The 15,007-nt window shown below is 66.7% G+C and carries 14 protein-coding genes; 7 read left to right on the top strand and 7 right to left on the bottom strand.

Annotated elements, in window-relative coordinates; genetic code table 11:
- Window positions 1-161: 161 nt before the first annotated feature.
- The 3 genes from GOOTI_RS12645 to fakA all read right to left on the bottom strand — a co-directional run bounded on the left by GOOTI_RS12645 (window position 162) and on the right by fakA (window position 5,035).
- Window positions 162-920 carry an HNH endonuclease family protein gene (locus GOOTI_RS12645; protein WP_007238985.1) on the bottom strand — a complete coding sequence of 253 codons (759 nt, stop codon included), beginning with the start codon at window positions 918-920 and terminating at the stop codon, window positions 162-164.
- A gap of 171 nt (window positions 921-1,091) precedes the next feature.
- Window positions 1,092-3,374, bottom strand: a complete 2,283-nt coding sequence (gene recG, locus GOOTI_RS12640; protein WP_007238984.1) for an ATP-dependent DNA helicase RecG — start codon at window positions 3,372-3,374, stop codon at window positions 1,092-1,094.
- A complete protein-coding gene (gene fakA / locus GOOTI_RS12635) occupies window positions 3,374-5,035 on the bottom strand; it encodes a DAK2 domain-containing protein (RefSeq protein ID WP_007238983.1) in 1,662 nt (553 codons plus the stop codon). Before fakA ends, recG begins: the two co-directional genes overlap by 1 nt.
- 316 nt (window positions 5,036-5,351) lie before the next feature.
- Between fakA and rpmB the strand changes: the two genes are divergently transcribed.
- From rpmB to bluB, 3 genes are all read left to right on the top strand, one after another.
- Window positions 5,352-5,543: a 50S ribosomal protein L28 gene (gene rpmB, locus GOOTI_RS12630; RefSeq protein WP_005180428.1), complete on the top strand. Its 192-nt coding sequence runs from the start codon at window positions 5,352-5,354 to the stop codon at window positions 5,541-5,543.
- A gap of 89 nt (window positions 5,544-5,632) precedes the next feature.
- On the top strand, window positions 5,633-6,448 hold the full coding sequence (locus GOOTI_RS12625; RefSeq protein ID WP_007238982.1) for an enoyl-CoA hydratase/isomerase family protein: 816 nt from the start codon (window positions 5,633-5,635) through the stop codon (window positions 6,446-6,448).
- Window positions 6,445-7,077, top strand: coding sequence for a 5,6-dimethylbenzimidazole synthase (bluB, locus tag GOOTI_RS12620; protein WP_007238981.1), 633 nt, complete (start codon window positions 6,445-6,447; stop codon window positions 7,075-7,077). Before GOOTI_RS12625 ends, bluB begins: the two co-directional genes overlap by 4 nt.
- 36 nt (window positions 7,078-7,113) lie before the next feature.
- Here the strand turns inward: bluB and GOOTI_RS12615 are convergent, their stop codons facing one another.
- From GOOTI_RS12615 to thiL, 3 genes are read right to left on the bottom strand one after another with little or no spacing between them, the layout of a single operon-like run.
- Window positions 7,114-7,794, bottom strand: coding sequence for a uracil-DNA glycosylase (locus GOOTI_RS12615; RefSeq protein WP_007238980.1), 681 nt, complete (start codon window positions 7,792-7,794; stop codon window positions 7,114-7,116).
- A gap of 2 nt (window positions 7,795-7,796) precedes the next feature.
- Entirely contained in the window at window positions 7,797-8,318 is a 522-nt protein-coding gene (locus GOOTI_RS12610) for a gamma carbonic anhydrase family protein (RefSeq protein WP_007238979.1), read from the bottom strand.
- 34 nt (window positions 8,319-8,352) lie between these two features.
- Window positions 8,353-9,417, bottom strand: a complete 1,065-nt coding sequence (gene thiL / locus GOOTI_RS12605; protein ID WP_007238978.1) for a thiamine-phosphate kinase — start codon at window positions 9,415-9,417, stop codon at window positions 8,353-8,355.
- A gap of 214 nt (window positions 9,418-9,631) precedes the next feature.
- On the opposite strand from thiL, the gene GOOTI_RS12600 reads away from it, so the two are divergent.
- Together GOOTI_RS12600 and GOOTI_RS12595 are read left to right on the top strand one after the other, a co-directional pair.
- Window positions 9,632-9,877, top strand: coding sequence for an Lrp/AsnC ligand binding domain-containing protein (locus GOOTI_RS12600; protein ID WP_007238977.1), 246 nt, complete (start codon window positions 9,632-9,634; stop codon window positions 9,875-9,877).
- 79 nt (window positions 9,878-9,956) lie between these two features.
- Window positions 9,957-10,625 (top strand): DUF3515 domain-containing protein, encoded by a 669-nt coding sequence (locus GOOTI_RS12595; protein WP_007238976.1) that lies wholly within the window; start codon window positions 9,957-9,959, stop codon window positions 10,623-10,625.
- A 97-nt stretch (window positions 10,626-10,722) separates the two neighbouring features.
- Here the strand turns inward: GOOTI_RS12595 and GOOTI_RS12590 are convergent, their stop codons facing one another.
- Complete coding sequence (locus GOOTI_RS12590; RefSeq protein ID WP_007238975.1) at window positions 10,723-11,736, bottom strand: NAD(P)H-dependent glycerol-3-phosphate dehydrogenase; 1,014 nt, start codon at window positions 11,734-11,736, stop codon at window positions 10,723-10,725.
- Window positions 11,737-11,857: 121 nt separating this feature from the next.
- Between GOOTI_RS12590 and cofC the strand changes: the two genes are divergently transcribed.
- Entirely contained in the window at window positions 11,858-12,709 is an 852-nt protein-coding gene (gene cofC / locus GOOTI_RS12585; protein WP_007238974.1) for a 2-phospho-L-lactate guanylyltransferase, read from the top strand.
- Window positions 12,710-12,766: 57 nt separating this feature from the next.
- Window positions 12,767-14,965: an RNA degradosome polyphosphate kinase gene (locus GOOTI_RS12580; RefSeq protein WP_007238973.1), complete on the top strand. Its 2,199-nt coding sequence runs from the start codon at window positions 12,767-12,769 to the stop codon at window positions 14,963-14,965.
- Window positions 14,966-15,007 lie beyond the last annotated feature (42 nt).

Genomic DNA, 15,007 nt, shown 5'->3' with positions numbered 1-15,007 from the left:
CCTCTGTTTCGCGTACACGGCAGACGATCGCATCGTGAGCCGTGGCGGGACCACTCGGACGACGACAGCCGGGTCGGCCGACGCCGCAGCTGCGGACATCCTCTCCAGACTACGTCGCAGCGTCACGCCCGCCCAAGCCGCCTGTCGAGCGGTCGTGGTGGTCAGCACCGGCGCAACACGCGGGCGAGCACCTCGCGCGAGGCGGCGTCGATCATCAGTCCGTATGCGCGTGTGACGACGACGAACTCGATCGCGTACTGGCAGTGGAAGCCTTTGTTGGGTGGCAACCAGCGGCCGGGTTCGCTGTCGCTCTTGTCCTGATTCGACGCCGCGTCGACAGCGACGAGATTGGCCGGATCGTTGGCGAGATCGGCGCGACGCGCGGCCGACCATCCGAACGCACCCATGTCCCAGGCGAAAGCGAGCGGCACGATGTGGTCGATCTGCACCGCGGTTGCGTTGCGGTCACGCCGGAAGACCACCGTTTCGCCGGTGTACGGGCTGCGCAATTCGCCGGCGAGCACCGCACGCGGACACGAGGTGACCGGACCGACACGAACGTCGCCGAGATCACGCGCGAGGACGTCATTTCTGGTGTCGCAACCATTTCCGCCCCCGACGACACCGGTGTCGTCCGTCCACGGCGGCCCGAACGCCGACCGTTCGTAGTCATCTCTCCCGGACCGTGCTGCGACGATCGTCACCGAGGCGAGTGCGTGCAATGCCTGCTGGGCACCCGGATGCCACTGCCCCACGCGGGTGCGCGGTAGGTCCCGGTACACACCGGCGGCCACGACGACGGCGGTCAGTACGCACCCCGCGGTGATGGCCCACCGACGCGCCGGCCACTGCGCGTCTCGCCGGGCGTGCCGATAGCGCATTCGCAGTCGGTACAGCGGCACCGCGACAACAGGATTCACGCCATCTTCGACGCTGCGGGGCCGTCGGCGGTTCCCCTATCTGACGGGTCGTCGCAGACGCGGCTCGATCCGGTGGACGCGGTCGGTACACCAGCCGCGTTTGCGGGTTCGAGCAGCGTTTGCGGGTGCGGGCGGCGTTTGGCGGTTCGGAGGTGCGCAGCCGAGCCCGGGTCAGGACTTGTCGAGGTAGCGGACCTTGTTCGGCACGAGGATCGAGTCGACGAGGTCGGCGAGTGGTCGGTGATCGGCCAGTGGGAGGTCGGATGCCACAACGGACTCGGCGAGTTCGCGGGCATCGGCGATCACGTCGACGTCGTCGAGTAGCGAGAGATGACGCAGTGACGACACCCCTCCCGACTGCAGCGAGCCGAGCAGATCGCCCTCGCGGCGCTGCACCAGGTCGACGCGCGCGAGTTCGAAACCGTCCGTCGACGCCTCGACCGCTCGCAGGCGCTCCATCGCCTGCGAGACCGGCTTCGCCGACGTCATCAGCAGACACAGACCGGGATGGCCGCCACGGCCGACACGACCGCGAAGCTGGTGGAGCTGACTCACACCGAATCGCTCGGCGTCGACGATGATCATCATCGAGGCGTTCGGGACGTCGACGCCGACCTCGATCACGGTCGTCGACACGATGGCGTCGATCTCGCCGCGCCCGAACGCATCCATCACCTCGTTCTTCTCGTCCGCCGGAAGCCCGCCGTGCAGGATCGCGATGCGGTGGTCGCCGAGTGGCCCGGCAAGCAGTTCGTCGTAGAGGTCGAGCACCGATGTCGTCTGCTGTTGTGCGATCGCCTCGTCGTCGGCGTCGCCCTTCCGGGACGCGCTCTTAGCCCCGACCGGCTCGACGTCGCCGATGCGTGAGCAGACGATGTAGACCTGACGACCCGCCTCGATCTCTTCCGCTGCGCGACCCCACGCACGCTCGATCCACTGCGGTTTCCCGGTCGGCACGACGGTTGTGGTGATCGGCTGACGTCCCCTGGGCAGCTCGGCGAGAACAGAGGTGTCGAGATCGCCGAAGGCCGTCATGGCCACCGTCCGCGGTATGGGCGTGGCAGTCATCACCAGAAAGTGCGGCATGAGGTGGTCACGACCACGCCCGCGCAGCACATCCCGTTGCTCCACCCCGAATCTGTGCTGTTCGTCGACGACGACCATGCCCAGGTCGAAGAACTCGACCTTCTCCTCGAGCAGCGCGTGCGTGCCGACCACGATGCCCGCCTGGCCGGTCACGACGTCGAGGAGCGTTTGCCGTTTGCCCTTGGTCTTCATCGAGCCGGTCAGCAACACCACGCTCGTCGCACGGTCGGCGGCACCGAGTTCGCCCGCCATGCCCAGATCGCCGAGCATCGACGTGATGGTGCGGAGGTGCTGCGCGGCGAGAACTTCCGTCGGGGCGAGGATCGCGCACTGATGCCCGTTGTCGACGACGCGCAGCATCGCCAGCAGCGACACGAGCGTCTTACCCGAGCCGACCTCACCCTGCAGCAGTCTGCTCATCGGGGTGGCTCGCCCGAGATCGTCTGCGATCTCCGCGAGCACGAGTTGTTGGCCATCAGTGAGTGTGAACGGAAGCCGTTGGCGCAGCCTGTCTTCCAGTCCGCCCTCCACATGCGGACATGCGGGTGCGGCCTCCGCCCGCCCGGCGAGGCGCCGTTGCGCGAGAACCGTCTGTATCGCCAGCGCCTCGTCGAACTTCAGGCGCCGGTTCGCGGCGGCGATCTCGTCGTCGGACTCCGGCAGGTGGATCGCGCGGATCGCGGTGTCGAGCGGCATCAGTCCACGCGCGACGCGCTCGTCCTCGGACAGCGGATCGACGAACGACTCCACGTCGTCGAGAACCTGTCGGACCGACGCCCAGATGTCCCACGTCTGGATCTCGCGGTTGGCGGGATAGAGCGGCACGATCGCTCTCTCGAACGCGGCCGCGAGGTCGGCAGAGTGCGCACCCGGGCTGCGCTGCTCACCGGTGATCTCCGCCTCGGCCTGGTACATCTCGGCGAGCATGGCGGATCCGACGACCCGATCGAGTTCGACGTCGCCGTCGGGCAGCACCATCCACTCGGGATGCGACAGCTGCGGCTGATTGCGGAAGAACTTGACGGTGCCGGCCACCATGAGGCGCGTTCCCGGTCTGAGCGCGTTCTTGATGAAGCGCGGGTTGAAGAAGCTGACCTCGTATGTACGACTGCCGTCGTCGACGGTGACCTTGAGGAACTGCCCGTTGCGCTTCTTCATGCGGATCAGGTCGGCGCGTGTGATGCGCCCGACGACGGTGATCCACTCACCGTCGTTGAGTGCCTGCTCCTCCGACGACTGCCCGTGCACGAGGTAACGACGAGGCGCGTAGCGCAGGAGTTCGCCGACCGTCGAAAGCCCCAGCGAGGCAAGGCCCGTCGCCCTCGCGGGGCTCAACACGTCGGTCAGCGAGTCGGATGCGACGACCACTACTCGATACCCACCTGCATCAGATCGTCGTGTTGTCCGGTCTCGTAGACAGCGAGTTCGACGCCGGGATAGGCCCTCCGGATCTGTGCCTCCAGCGCGGTCAGCGCCGCTCGGTCGACCTCCGATCCCGCCAGTACCGTGACCATCTCACCGCCGGTCGCCAGCATCAGATCGACCAGCGACACCGCAGCCGCGGTCTGATCCTGGGCGATCACAAGCACATCGGAACCGATGAGTCCCAGCACATCTCCGACATCGCATGTGCCGGCCAACGTGATCATCCGCTCGTCGGCCAGCAGCAGCGACCCCCAGCGCGCCCCCGCCGCCGCCTCCGCCATCGCGTAGGCATCGGCGTCGGCGGACTCCGCGGGATCGTGGACCGCCAAGGCTGCCAGGCACTGGGCCATCGACGACGTCGGCAGCGAGATCACCGATCGTTGCGCCGACCGGACCTCCGTGGCGACGCTGACGAGGTCCTGAGATGTCAACGAGCCGTTGGCCATGACCACGACGTGCGCCGAGTCGGTGGCGCGGATCGCCGCGGCGAGCGCCTCGGGCGTCACCCCCTCGTCGGCACGCACCACCGCGGCACCGGCGTCGGAAAACAGTTCGGCCGCACCGTCGCCGCGCACGACGGCGACGACGGCGCGTCGGTGCCGAGGTGGCGGCTCCATCGAATCGGCTTGCGCACGAATAGCATCGAGTGCGAAGCAGGAGATCCGGATGTCGGATACCTGACCGAGCCCGATCGCGGCCTCGACCGCCGCTCCCGGCTCGCAGGTGTGGACGTGTACCGAGAAGCGCTCGCCGGAGGCGGAGCTGTCGCCGACGATCACGACGGCGTCGCCGAGTTCGTCGAGTCGGCTGCGCAGCGCCGCGATACTCTCACCCGCGGCACCGGTGAGTAGGTACATCACCTCGAAGTCCATGTCGCCGGGGCCGTCGCACGTCTCGTTTACGGGGTGGCCGGGCTGACCCCCGCCGGTGAGGATTCCGCGGTAGCGCCGACGTCGCTGCGTGACCCCGGTCAGCACACCGACCATCGCGTCGAGGATCGCGAGGAACCCACGCCCGCCCGCGTCGACCACTCCTGCCGACGCCAACTCGGGTAACTGTTCGGGTGTGCGTTCCAATCCGTCTGCCACGTCGTCGGCAATCGCCCGCGCCTGGTCGGGCGCACGCTCGTCGGCGTGACGGGCCGCCGACTCCGCGGCGATCGCAATCAGGGTGAGGACCGTGCCCTCTCGCGGGTCACTCACTGCCCGCGTGGCCGCCAGCGATCCCTGTCGCAGACCGGAGACGGCGAGTTGGGAGAACGTAAGCAGACCATCGGGCGCCGCGATCTCCACCGCGTCAGCGAGGCCGACCAGAATCTGCGACATGATGACCCCGGAGTTGCCGCGTGCGTTCGCCACGGCTCCCTCGGCCATCGCGCGCGTCACCGCGGCGGCGTCGGCGTCGGCGGGCAGTTCCCGCGCGGCGTCGGCGGCACACCGCATGGTGAACAGCATGTTGCTGCCGGTGTCGGAATCCGGGATGGGGAAAACATTGAGATCGTTGATCTCGCCGCGCAGTTCATCGAGGCGGACCACACATTCTTGGGCCCAGTCGCGAAGAACCTGCGGATTCATCACGCGGATGAGACCGCCGTCGGTCGACATGCGTCCTCCTTCCTCGCCGGGGAACACACGCTGCGCGCGCCCAGCGGCGTTCGCGGGACTGTCACGTCCCACGACACCCGTTGCCCAGGATGTGTGAGAGATTACTCGGAGCGCCCGACACGGGGACTCTCGGCGTGAGTCGTGCACTCGCACCTGCCACCGATCCGCGCATCTCCGGCGAGGATTTGGCGCTGACGCACCGGCCCGGTTATCCTTGCAGGGTTGCCTTGCCGCCGCTGTGGACGCCGATGTGCTTTCCGCGAGCAGGGGCTGGCGTAACCGCAAAGACCATTCCATCTATCAAGGGAGTTCGACAATGGCTGCCGTCTGTGACGTCTGCGGCAAGGGTCCGGGCTTCGGCAAGTCCGTTTCGCACTCGCACCGCCGTACCAATCGCCGCTGGAATCCCAACATCCAGTCGGTTCGCGTCGAGGTGGCCCCGGGCAACCGCAAGCGCAAGAACGTCTGCACCTCCTGCCTGAAGGCCGGTAAGACCACTCTCGCCTGACAGCGAGAAATCAGACAACCCGACCCCGACCGAGCGAACGCTCGGCCCCGGGGTCGGGTTGTCTGCATCTGCGGGTTAGGGTGTCGGGCATGACCTCGACCACAACCTTCCCCGCAGACTCGCCTGTGACACAGGACGGAGACGTCCTGGTTCTCCGTATCTCCGATCCCGACAAGGGATCAGCGCTCGACGGCTCCGCCCTGACTCTCGCAACCGCAGCGCTCCGCGAGATCGCGCGCGGCGAACGCGAGATCGGTGCGATTCTGATACTCGGCGCCGGTCGTAATTTCTGTGCCGGCGGCAATGTCCGCGATTTCGCGTCGGCACAGCACCGACCCACCTTCATCAGGGCTCTCGCCGACTCCTTCCATGATTTCGTCACCGCACTCCTCGACGCTGACCGTCCCGTCGTCGCCGGTGTGCGGGGATGGGCCGCCGGAGCCGGACTGAGCGTCGTGCTGCACGCCGACATCGCGGTCGGCGGGCCCTCGACCAAGCTGCGGCCGGCCTACACCGGAATCGGCCTCTCCCCCGACGGCGGCATGACCTGGACGTTGCCGCGCGCCGTCGGCGCAGCCCGAGCACGTGACATCATCCTCACGGACCGCGTTGTCAACGCCGACGAGGCACTCGCGTGGGGCATTCTCTCGCGTCTTGTCGATGACGATGCAGAGGTCGAGGCCACAGCCACACAGATCGCCCGCACCCTGGCTGCGGGCCCGCGTGCTGGTCTGTCGGCGACCCGGTCGCTGCTGTCCCGGTCGGCCACCGCGACGCTGCGAGATCAACTCGCCGCCGAAGCGCATGCGATCTCGACGAACAGCGGCACGCGGGAAGGGATCGAGGGCGTCGACGCTTTCGTCGGGAAACGCGCTCCCGACTTCGCGACCGCACGCGATCAGTGACGGGATTCGACGACTCGTTCGTCGCCGAGCTCGACACATTGCTGGTGTGGCGCCGTGACGTCCGACATTTCCGAACCGATCCGCTTGCTCCGCACCTGCTCGACGAGTTGATCGCGCGGGCCGAACTCGCGCCGTCGGTGGGCAACAGTCAGCCGTGGCGGTGGGTGCGCGTCGACTCACCCGAGGCGCGCGCCCGGGTCCGCGGCAACTTCTCGACGTGCAACGCGGAGGCGCTCGAGGGCTATTCGGGCGAACGCGCACGGTCGTACGCACGCCTCAAACTCTCCGGACTCGACGACGCCCCGGTCCAACTCGCCGTCTTCACCGACCATGGAAGCGACCAAGGTCATGGACTCGGCAACCGGAGCATGCCCGAGACGCTCGACTATTCGACGGTCACAGCCGTCGCGACGCTGTGGCTCGCGGCCCGTGCGCGCAGCGTGGGCGTGGGGTGGGTGTCGATCCTCGATGCAGGCTCCGTGGCAGACGATCTCGAGGTCCCCGGCTCTTGGAGGCTCACGGCGTACCTGTGCCTCGGGTACCCGATCGATGACGACGACGTTCCGGAACTCGAGCGTGCGGGCTGGCAGGAGCGCACCGGTGCCGAGCACCGGCGGTTCGTCCGCTGAGCGCGGACTCCCAGATCCGTGCTCTCGACGTCGGCGTCAGGAGGGCAGGCGCCAATCGACCGGTTCGCCCCCGAGATCCTCGAGTTCGCTGTTGGCACGACTGAACGGACGCGAGCCGAAGAATCCCCGACTCGCCGACAATGGAGACGGATGCGGCGACACGATCGCGGGGACGTCGGGCATCCACTGCTGTAGGTCTGCTGCGTCGCGCCCCCACAGAATCGCCACGAGCGGTTCGTCCCGGGACACAAGTGCCTTGATCGCACACTCTGTCACCGTTTCCCAGCCCTTACGACGGTGCGACGCGGGCTGTCCGGGTGCGACGGTCAGCACTCTGTTGAGCAACAGCACACCCGATGTCGCCCACGGGGTCAGATCGCCGTTGGCGGGCTTGGGATAGCCGAGGTCGGCACAGTACTCGGTATAGATGTTGGCCAGGGACCGCGGAATGGGCGACACATCGGCTGCCACAGAGAAACTCAGCCCCACTGCGTGTCCGGGCGTCGGATAGGGATCCTGCCCGACGATGAGGACGCGGACGTCGTCGAACGGTTGCGTGAACGCGCGCAACACGTTTCGTCCCGCCGGGAGATAACCGCGACCGGCGGCGTTCTCCTCACGGAGGAACTGGCCCATCTGCGCGATGACGTCTTCGACCGGCGCGAGCGCCTGTGCCCAGCCCGGGTCGACGAGTTCGCTCAACGGTTGTGCGGCCATGATCAGTCGAGTCTCCTGAGCTTCGATCGGTAGTGCAGGGCATTCTGGTAGTACATTTCGACGTTCATGTCGACATGATCGGCGGCCACCTCGAAGCCCTCCCGGACACGGGCGGGAACGCCGAGCGCCATCGCCCGCGAGGGCACCGAGAATCCGAACGGCACAACAGCGCCCGCCCCGACGACCGCACCGTCACCGATCGACGAGCCGTTGAGAACGACCGATCCCGACGCGATCAGACAGTTGTCACCAATCGTCGCCCCCTCGATGTGCGCATTGTGGCCGACAACGCAACCGGCACCGATGACGGTCGGATGAATGGGTGTGCAGTGGATGACCGTCCCGTCCTGAATGTTGGTGCGCGACCCGATGGTGATGGTCCCGTAGTCGCCGCGCAGCACTGCTCCGGGCCACACGGAGGCTCCGTCGGCGAGCGTGACCGCACCGATCACCGTTGCGTCCGGGTGGATGTACACGTCCTCGCCGAGGACGGGTTCGCGGTCGTCGAGCGCGTAGATGGCCATGAGTCGATCTAATCATCGAGCTCGCGGCGGCCGTCTACTGGCGTCCGAAGGACTGCCACCCACGCAGTCCGCGCGTATCGGCGCCGTCGACGGACACCTCCGCGCGCTCGGCCGTGCGGGCTTCGACGCTCCCGATCACCGTCCAGCCCTGCGGAACATCGGCTGGCGCGAAGGCGGCGAGCAACTGGTGGTCCTCGCCACCGGTGAGAGCCCAGATGTCGGCGTCCTCGCCGAGCGCATCTGCTGCGCGGGTCGTCGCCGCTGTTCGAGGCACTCGCGAACCGTCGACTGCCAGCGCGACTTTCGACGCCTGCGACATGGTGGTGAGTTCCTCGATGAGGCCGTCCGAGACGTCTGTCATGGCGTGCGCGCCGGCACGCGCAGCCTGCGCCCCGGCCGACAGGTCGGGAGTCGGCAGGCGGTAGGCATCCACGACGGCACCGTGCTCTGCACGCAATCGGGCACCGTGCTCTGCACGCAATCGGGCACCGTGCTCTGTTGTCGATTCTGCGGCGAGTAGGACCGCGAGTCCGGCTGCTGCCCCGCCGAGGGGTCCGCTGACGGCCAACACGTCGCCGACCTGTGCGCCGGTCAGTGCGACGGGAGCGAGGCCGTCGAGTGCGCCCACCGAGGTGACGGTCAGGACCACCTGGTCGGCGGCGACGAGATCACCACCGAGTACACGTCCGCCGAGGCGGTGCGTCGCCGCGACGACGCCGTCGTTGATTCCCGACACCGTCGACGCTCGTGTCGTCACGGGGCATGCGATGGATACGACGACTCCGACGGTTCGCGCTCCCATGGCCGCGATGTCGGCAGCACTCTGGATCACGGCGCGTTCGCCGATCTGGTCGGGCGTCGACCAGTCGAAGCGGAAGTGGCGGCGTTCGACGGCGGTGTCGGTGCTGATCACGGTGGGACCACCGGCATCGAAAACGGCGGCGTCGTCGCCCGATCCGATGACGATGTCGCGATCGGTACCCGTTGATGCTGCGGAGGTGAACACCGAGATGAGGGCCCGCTCGCCGAGGTCACCGACCGTCGTGTCGACGGTGAACGCTGGTTCGGATGTCGTGGCGTTCTCGTCGCCACCTGCCACAGTCAACTCCTCGTCGGCTCAACGGTTATTGGTTTCGGTTCGCGCTCTCGCGGGGTTGTGGTGACAATATCTCCACAGTGTATTGACTTCGCGTGGCGGTTCGGCGCGTGAAGAGGCTTCCGGGAGACCGGGGGCCAGATGTCCGCGGCGCTCGTCGTGGCGTCGTTTCGCCGCTCCCCGAGCCCGGGGCCGACGGCACAGTGGATACGAGAGGATGGCCGTGGTTCAGGCATACATACTGATCCAGACGGAGGTCGGACGAGCTGCACTGGCGGCTGCGACGATCGCAGAGATCTCCGGGGTCGCCTCGTCCGAGGAGGTCAGCGGGCCCTACGACGTGATCGTGCGGGTCGAAGCCACCGATGCCGGCCACCTGACCGACGATGTCGTGCCACAGATCCAGAAGGTCGACGGAATCACCCGCACGTTGACCTGCCCGGTGGTGAACGCCGCACGCTGACACTGGTCACTGCGGTGGCGTCGTAGATCGGCTCCGAGGTGATGTTTTGTCGCCGAGGTGATGTCCTAGGGTTGTCGTCGTGACTTCCTCCGGACCCGACGATCCCGACGACAGCGGCGAGCATCGCGCACCCGACGCCGACCTCGAGCCCGGTGCCGACCCCGAGCCCGGTGCTGATCTCGAGTCGGATGCGGGGGTCACCTCCGATCCCGACGATGCCTCCCATGCGCGCTACGGCGGCTCCGGCCCGCGGCTGAATCCAGCACTGATCGCGACACTGGTGACGATTCCCGTCATGGTGATCGTCGGCTTCATCGTTTTCGCGGCGTTGCGTCCCGAGCAGACCGATTCGACGCCCGTCGAGTCCTACGCCGCGGACTCGTCGACGCCTGCCGAATGCCCGAGGTTCCTCGCTGCGCTCCCGCAGACCTTCGAGGGATACGGCGACAAGGAGGTGTCGGGCACCCAGGCCACGTGGCGCTCGACCACGGAGGGCGACCCTGTGATCGTGCGATGTGGCGTCTCACGCCCGTCGGAACTCTCTCCTACCAGCAACCTGCAGGTGGTCAATCCCGTGCAATGGTTCATCACCGATTCGATCGAGGGATCCGGACAGGCATTCGTGTGTGTCGATCATCGTCCGTACGTCGCGCTCTGGGTTCCGGTGAACGCAGGCAACGGGCCGATCACCGACGTGTCGGCCACCATCGAACGCACCTTGCCCAGGGGCCCACTCGACTTCGGCTGAGCGGCAATCGCTTTCCACCGGCGGCGCGACCCGGCGCCATCACGACCCGGCGACATTCTGCGACAGCGGTTGTCTGCACCGCGCGGCGTCGGATGGATCAGACCTCGCCGCGGTGGAACTCCGGCTTGGTCTTGCGTCCGAGTAGCGAACTGACCGCCTCTGCCACAGGCATTCCCGCATGACAGACGTTGTTCACCGCATCGGTCAGCGGCATGGAGACCTGATACTTCTCGGCAAGAGCAGTGACCGACATGCACGACTTCACGCCTTCGGCGACCTGGCCGGAAGCGGCCTCCTGCGCTTCCTCCATCGTCGCGCCCTGTCCGAGGTGTGCACCGAAGGTGCGATTGCGCGACAGCGGTGACGAGCACGTTGCGACGAGGTCCCCGATGCCCGCGAGACCGGCGAGAGTCTCGATCTGCCCGCCGACAGCACTCGACAGCCGGATGGTCTCGGCGAGTCCCCGCGTGATGATGGTCGCGAGTGTGTTCTGCCCGAATCCCACACCGCTGGCCATGCCGCAGGCGAGCGCGATGACGTTCTTGACCGCGCCACCGATCTCACAACCGATCACATCGGTGTTGGTGTACGGCCGGAAGTAGCCGGTGTTGAAGGTCTGCTGGAGTTGTTCGGCACGCGCGATGTCCGTGCATGCGATCACCGTCGCCGCGGGCTGTCCCTCGGCGACCTCGCGCGCGAGGTTGGGCCCGGTGAGCACCGCGATCTGTTGGGACGGGATCTCGGCGACCTCTGCGATCACCTCACTCATCCGCATGAGTGTCGACGTCTCGATCCCCTTGGCGAGCGAGACGAGGGTGGCGTCGTCACGCAGGTACGGCCGCCAGTCGGCGAGATTGTCCCGCAGCGATTGTGCGGGCACCGCACACACGACGAGCTCGGCGTCGGTCAGGACTTCGGCCACGTCGCTCGACGCGGTGAGATTCGACGGCAAGGTGATACCGGCCAGATAGTCGGCATTCGTATGTGATGCGTTGATCCGTTCGGCGAGCTCACTTCGTCGGCACCACAACGTGGTGTCGGTTCCCGCGTCGCTGAGTACCTTTGCCGTCGCCGTGCCCCATGAACCGGCGCCCATCACTACCGTCCGCACAACTCTCCTCATCACCAGACGTCGCTTCGACTCAGGGTAGACCGCCGACGATGCCCGCCCGACCGATTCGCGATCATGCGGCGCGATCACCTCGCGCACGCCCATGGGTCATCATGTGTAGATGACCCTCTCGTGTCTACGCGGTCAGTCCGGTGAGCGACGGCGTGTGCCCGCCGACGCCGCTGCGCCCGCGAACGACATCGAGCACGCTTCCGACGCGGCCGGCCACTACGTTCTCGACAACATGGCTGCCGTCCTCGCTGTCAAGCATCTCGGCGACGCCAAGTCGCGGCTCGTCGCCACGTTGCACGACGAGCCCGACGACCTTGCGGTGCACGTGGACTCCCCACCGCACGCCGCGGTACACGATGCGGCAGGCGTCCTCTCCCCTGTTCAACGGGACCGCCTCAAGGCCGACCCGGGTGCATTCGTGCTCGCCATGCTCGCCGACACGATCGGTGCGCTGCACGACGCAGGCGTGGGAGACGTCGTCGTCGTGACTCCGGACGACAGGGTTCGCGCGACCGCGTACGGCCTGGCCGCGCAGGTGGTGTCCGAATCCACCGATGGCACCGGCGGCCTGAACGCCGCGTACGCACTCGGGGCGTCAACTGCTCGTCGGCTGTGGCCGGATCGCCGGTGGATTCTGATGATCCAGGCCGATCTGCCGGCTGCCGAGCCACAGAGCCTTCGTCAGATCGTCTCCGCTGCCGCGGCACAGGGCGAGTCGATGGTCACCGACCGCGCCGGAACCGGGACGTCGCTTCTCCTGCGCAGAGCATCGAACAGCGATGCGCCGTGTTTCGGCCCCGATTCAGCTGCGGCGCACCGCGCAGCGGGGATCGCCGAACTCGACCCCGATCATCACCTGTGGCCGGACATACGAACCGACGTCGACACCGTGAGTGATCTCACCGCGGCCATCCGACTCGGCGTCGGCGATCGCACGCTGTCGGTACTCGGAGATCTCTGACCTCCCACTCGACGGCCAGCGGTGTCGGCGATCAGTCGGATGCGTCATGATTGAACCGTGAGCACAGCCGACGACACTGCGACCACCAAGGTCACCACGCAGCCGATCAGTGCGATTCCCGGTGCGCCGCCCGCGGCAACTCTCGAACCGGGCGAATCCGCCGATCTTCCCGAGGACCGGTATCTCAATCGAGAACTGAGTTGGCTCGACTTCAATTCGCGTGTGCTCTCGCTCGCCGAGGACACGTCGATCCCGCTTCTCGAGCGGGCCAAGTTCCTTGCCATCTTCGCGTCGAACCTCGACGAGTTCTTCATGGTCCGCGTTGCAGGACTGAAGCGACGCGACGAGACCGGACTCTCGGTACGGTCTGCCGACGGTTTGTCTCCGCGGGAGCAGTTGCTGCGTATCGCGGGCCGCACCCAGACCCTCGCAGATCGACACGCCAGGGTATTCCTTGATTCAGTACGTCCGGCGTTGGCGGACAACGGAATCTACGTCGTCGGGTGGTCGGATCTCAACGACGCCCAGAAGACCCGGATGGTCGAGTACTTCCACGAGGACGTCTTCCCGGTACTGACGCCGCTCGCCGTCGACCCGGCGCACCCGTTCCCGTACATCAGCGGACTGAGCCTCAATCTCGCGGTCACCGTGCGTGATGCCGGCGAGGGTGGCGAGCACTTCGCCCGGGTCAAGGTGCCCGACAACGTGAATCGTTTCGTGCGCGTCGATCAGCTCATGCCCCCGACAGGCGAGACCGACGACAAGGGACACCGCACAGCGATCTTCCTGCCGATGGAAACCCTGATCGCCGCCAACCTCGGACACCTGTTCCCCGGCATGGAGATCGTCGAACACCATGCGTTCCGTATCACGCGCAACGCGGATTTCGAGGTCGAGGAGGATCGCGACGAGGATCTGTTGCAGGCGCTCGAACGCGAACTCGCGCGTCGCCGTTTCGGGTCACCGGTGCGTCTCGAGGTCGCCGACGACATGACCGAGCACATGCTCGAACTGCTGCTGCGCGAACTCGACGTCAATCCCGCTGACGTGATCCAGGTTCCGGGGCTGCTCGATCTGTCTTCTCTGTTCGAGATCGGTTCCCTCGACCGCCCTCAACTCAAAGACCGACCATTCATCCCCGCAACGCACCCCGCATTCGGCGAACGCGAGACCCCGAAAAGCGTGTTCTCGACGCTGCGCGAGGGCGATGTGCTCGTGCACCATCCGTACGACTCGTTCTCGACGAGTGTCCAGCGTTTCATCGAGCAGGCCGCCGCCGACCCGCAGGTGCTCGCGATCAAGCAGACCCTCTATCGCACGTCGGGCGACTCCCCGATCGTCAACGCCCTCATCGATGCCGCCGAGGCTGGCAAGCAGGTCGTCGCACTCGTCGAGATCAAGGCGAGGTTCGACGAGCAGGCCAACATCAAGTGGGCGCGTCAGCTCGAGCAGGCGGGCGTGCACGTCGTCTACGGTCTCGTCGGACTCAAGACACATTGCAAGACATGCCTCGTGGTCCGTCGTGAAGGGTCGTCGATCAGACGCTACTGCCACATCGGGACCGGCAACTACAACCCGAAGACCGCCCGGCTCTACGAAGACGTCGGATTGCTCACTGCCGCACCCGACATCGGTGCCGATCTGACAGATCTGTTCAACACACTGACCGGGTACTCCCGCAAGCGTGAGTACCGCAACATCCTGGTGGCCCCCACGGGCATCCGCTCCGGCATCATCGAGCGCATCAACCGCGAGATCGAGCTCAAGCGCGACGGCGACCCGAATGCTCGGGTTCGTCTGAAGGCCAACGCACTTGTCGACGAGCAGGTGATCGACGCCCTCTATCGCGCGTCTCAGGCGGGCGTGCCGGTCGAGATCGTCGTACGAGGGATCTGTGCGTTGCGTCCGGGCATGCCCGGTGTCAGCGACAACATCCATGTCCGGTCGATCCTCGGCCAGTTCCTCGAGCACTCGCGCATATTCCACTTCGGTGCGCAGGACGAGTACTGGATCGGTAGCGCCGACATGATGCACCGCAATCTCGATCGACGCATCGAGGTGATGGTGCAGGTGCGCGACGATCGACTGACCGCAGAGCTCGGCGACATCTTCGACTCGGCCCTCGACCCACGCACCAGGTGCTGGGTGCTGCAACCGGACGGAAGCTGGGTTGCCTCTCCGGCAGCGGGTGAAGAGGTGCGCGATCACCAGCGCCAGATGATGCGTCGCACGCGGCAGCGCGATGCGGGCATGTGACCCGCGGGCGTATCGCCGAATGTCATCAGCTGGTTGTGGGCG

This window comes from Gordonia otitidis NBRC 100426, assembly GCF_000248075.1.
In the GTDB taxonomy this organism is placed as follows: domain Bacteria; phylum Actinomycetota; class Actinomycetes; order Mycobacteriales; family Mycobacteriaceae; genus Gordonia; species Gordonia otitidis.
This window is presented reverse-complemented; position numbering and strand designations above follow the sequence as displayed.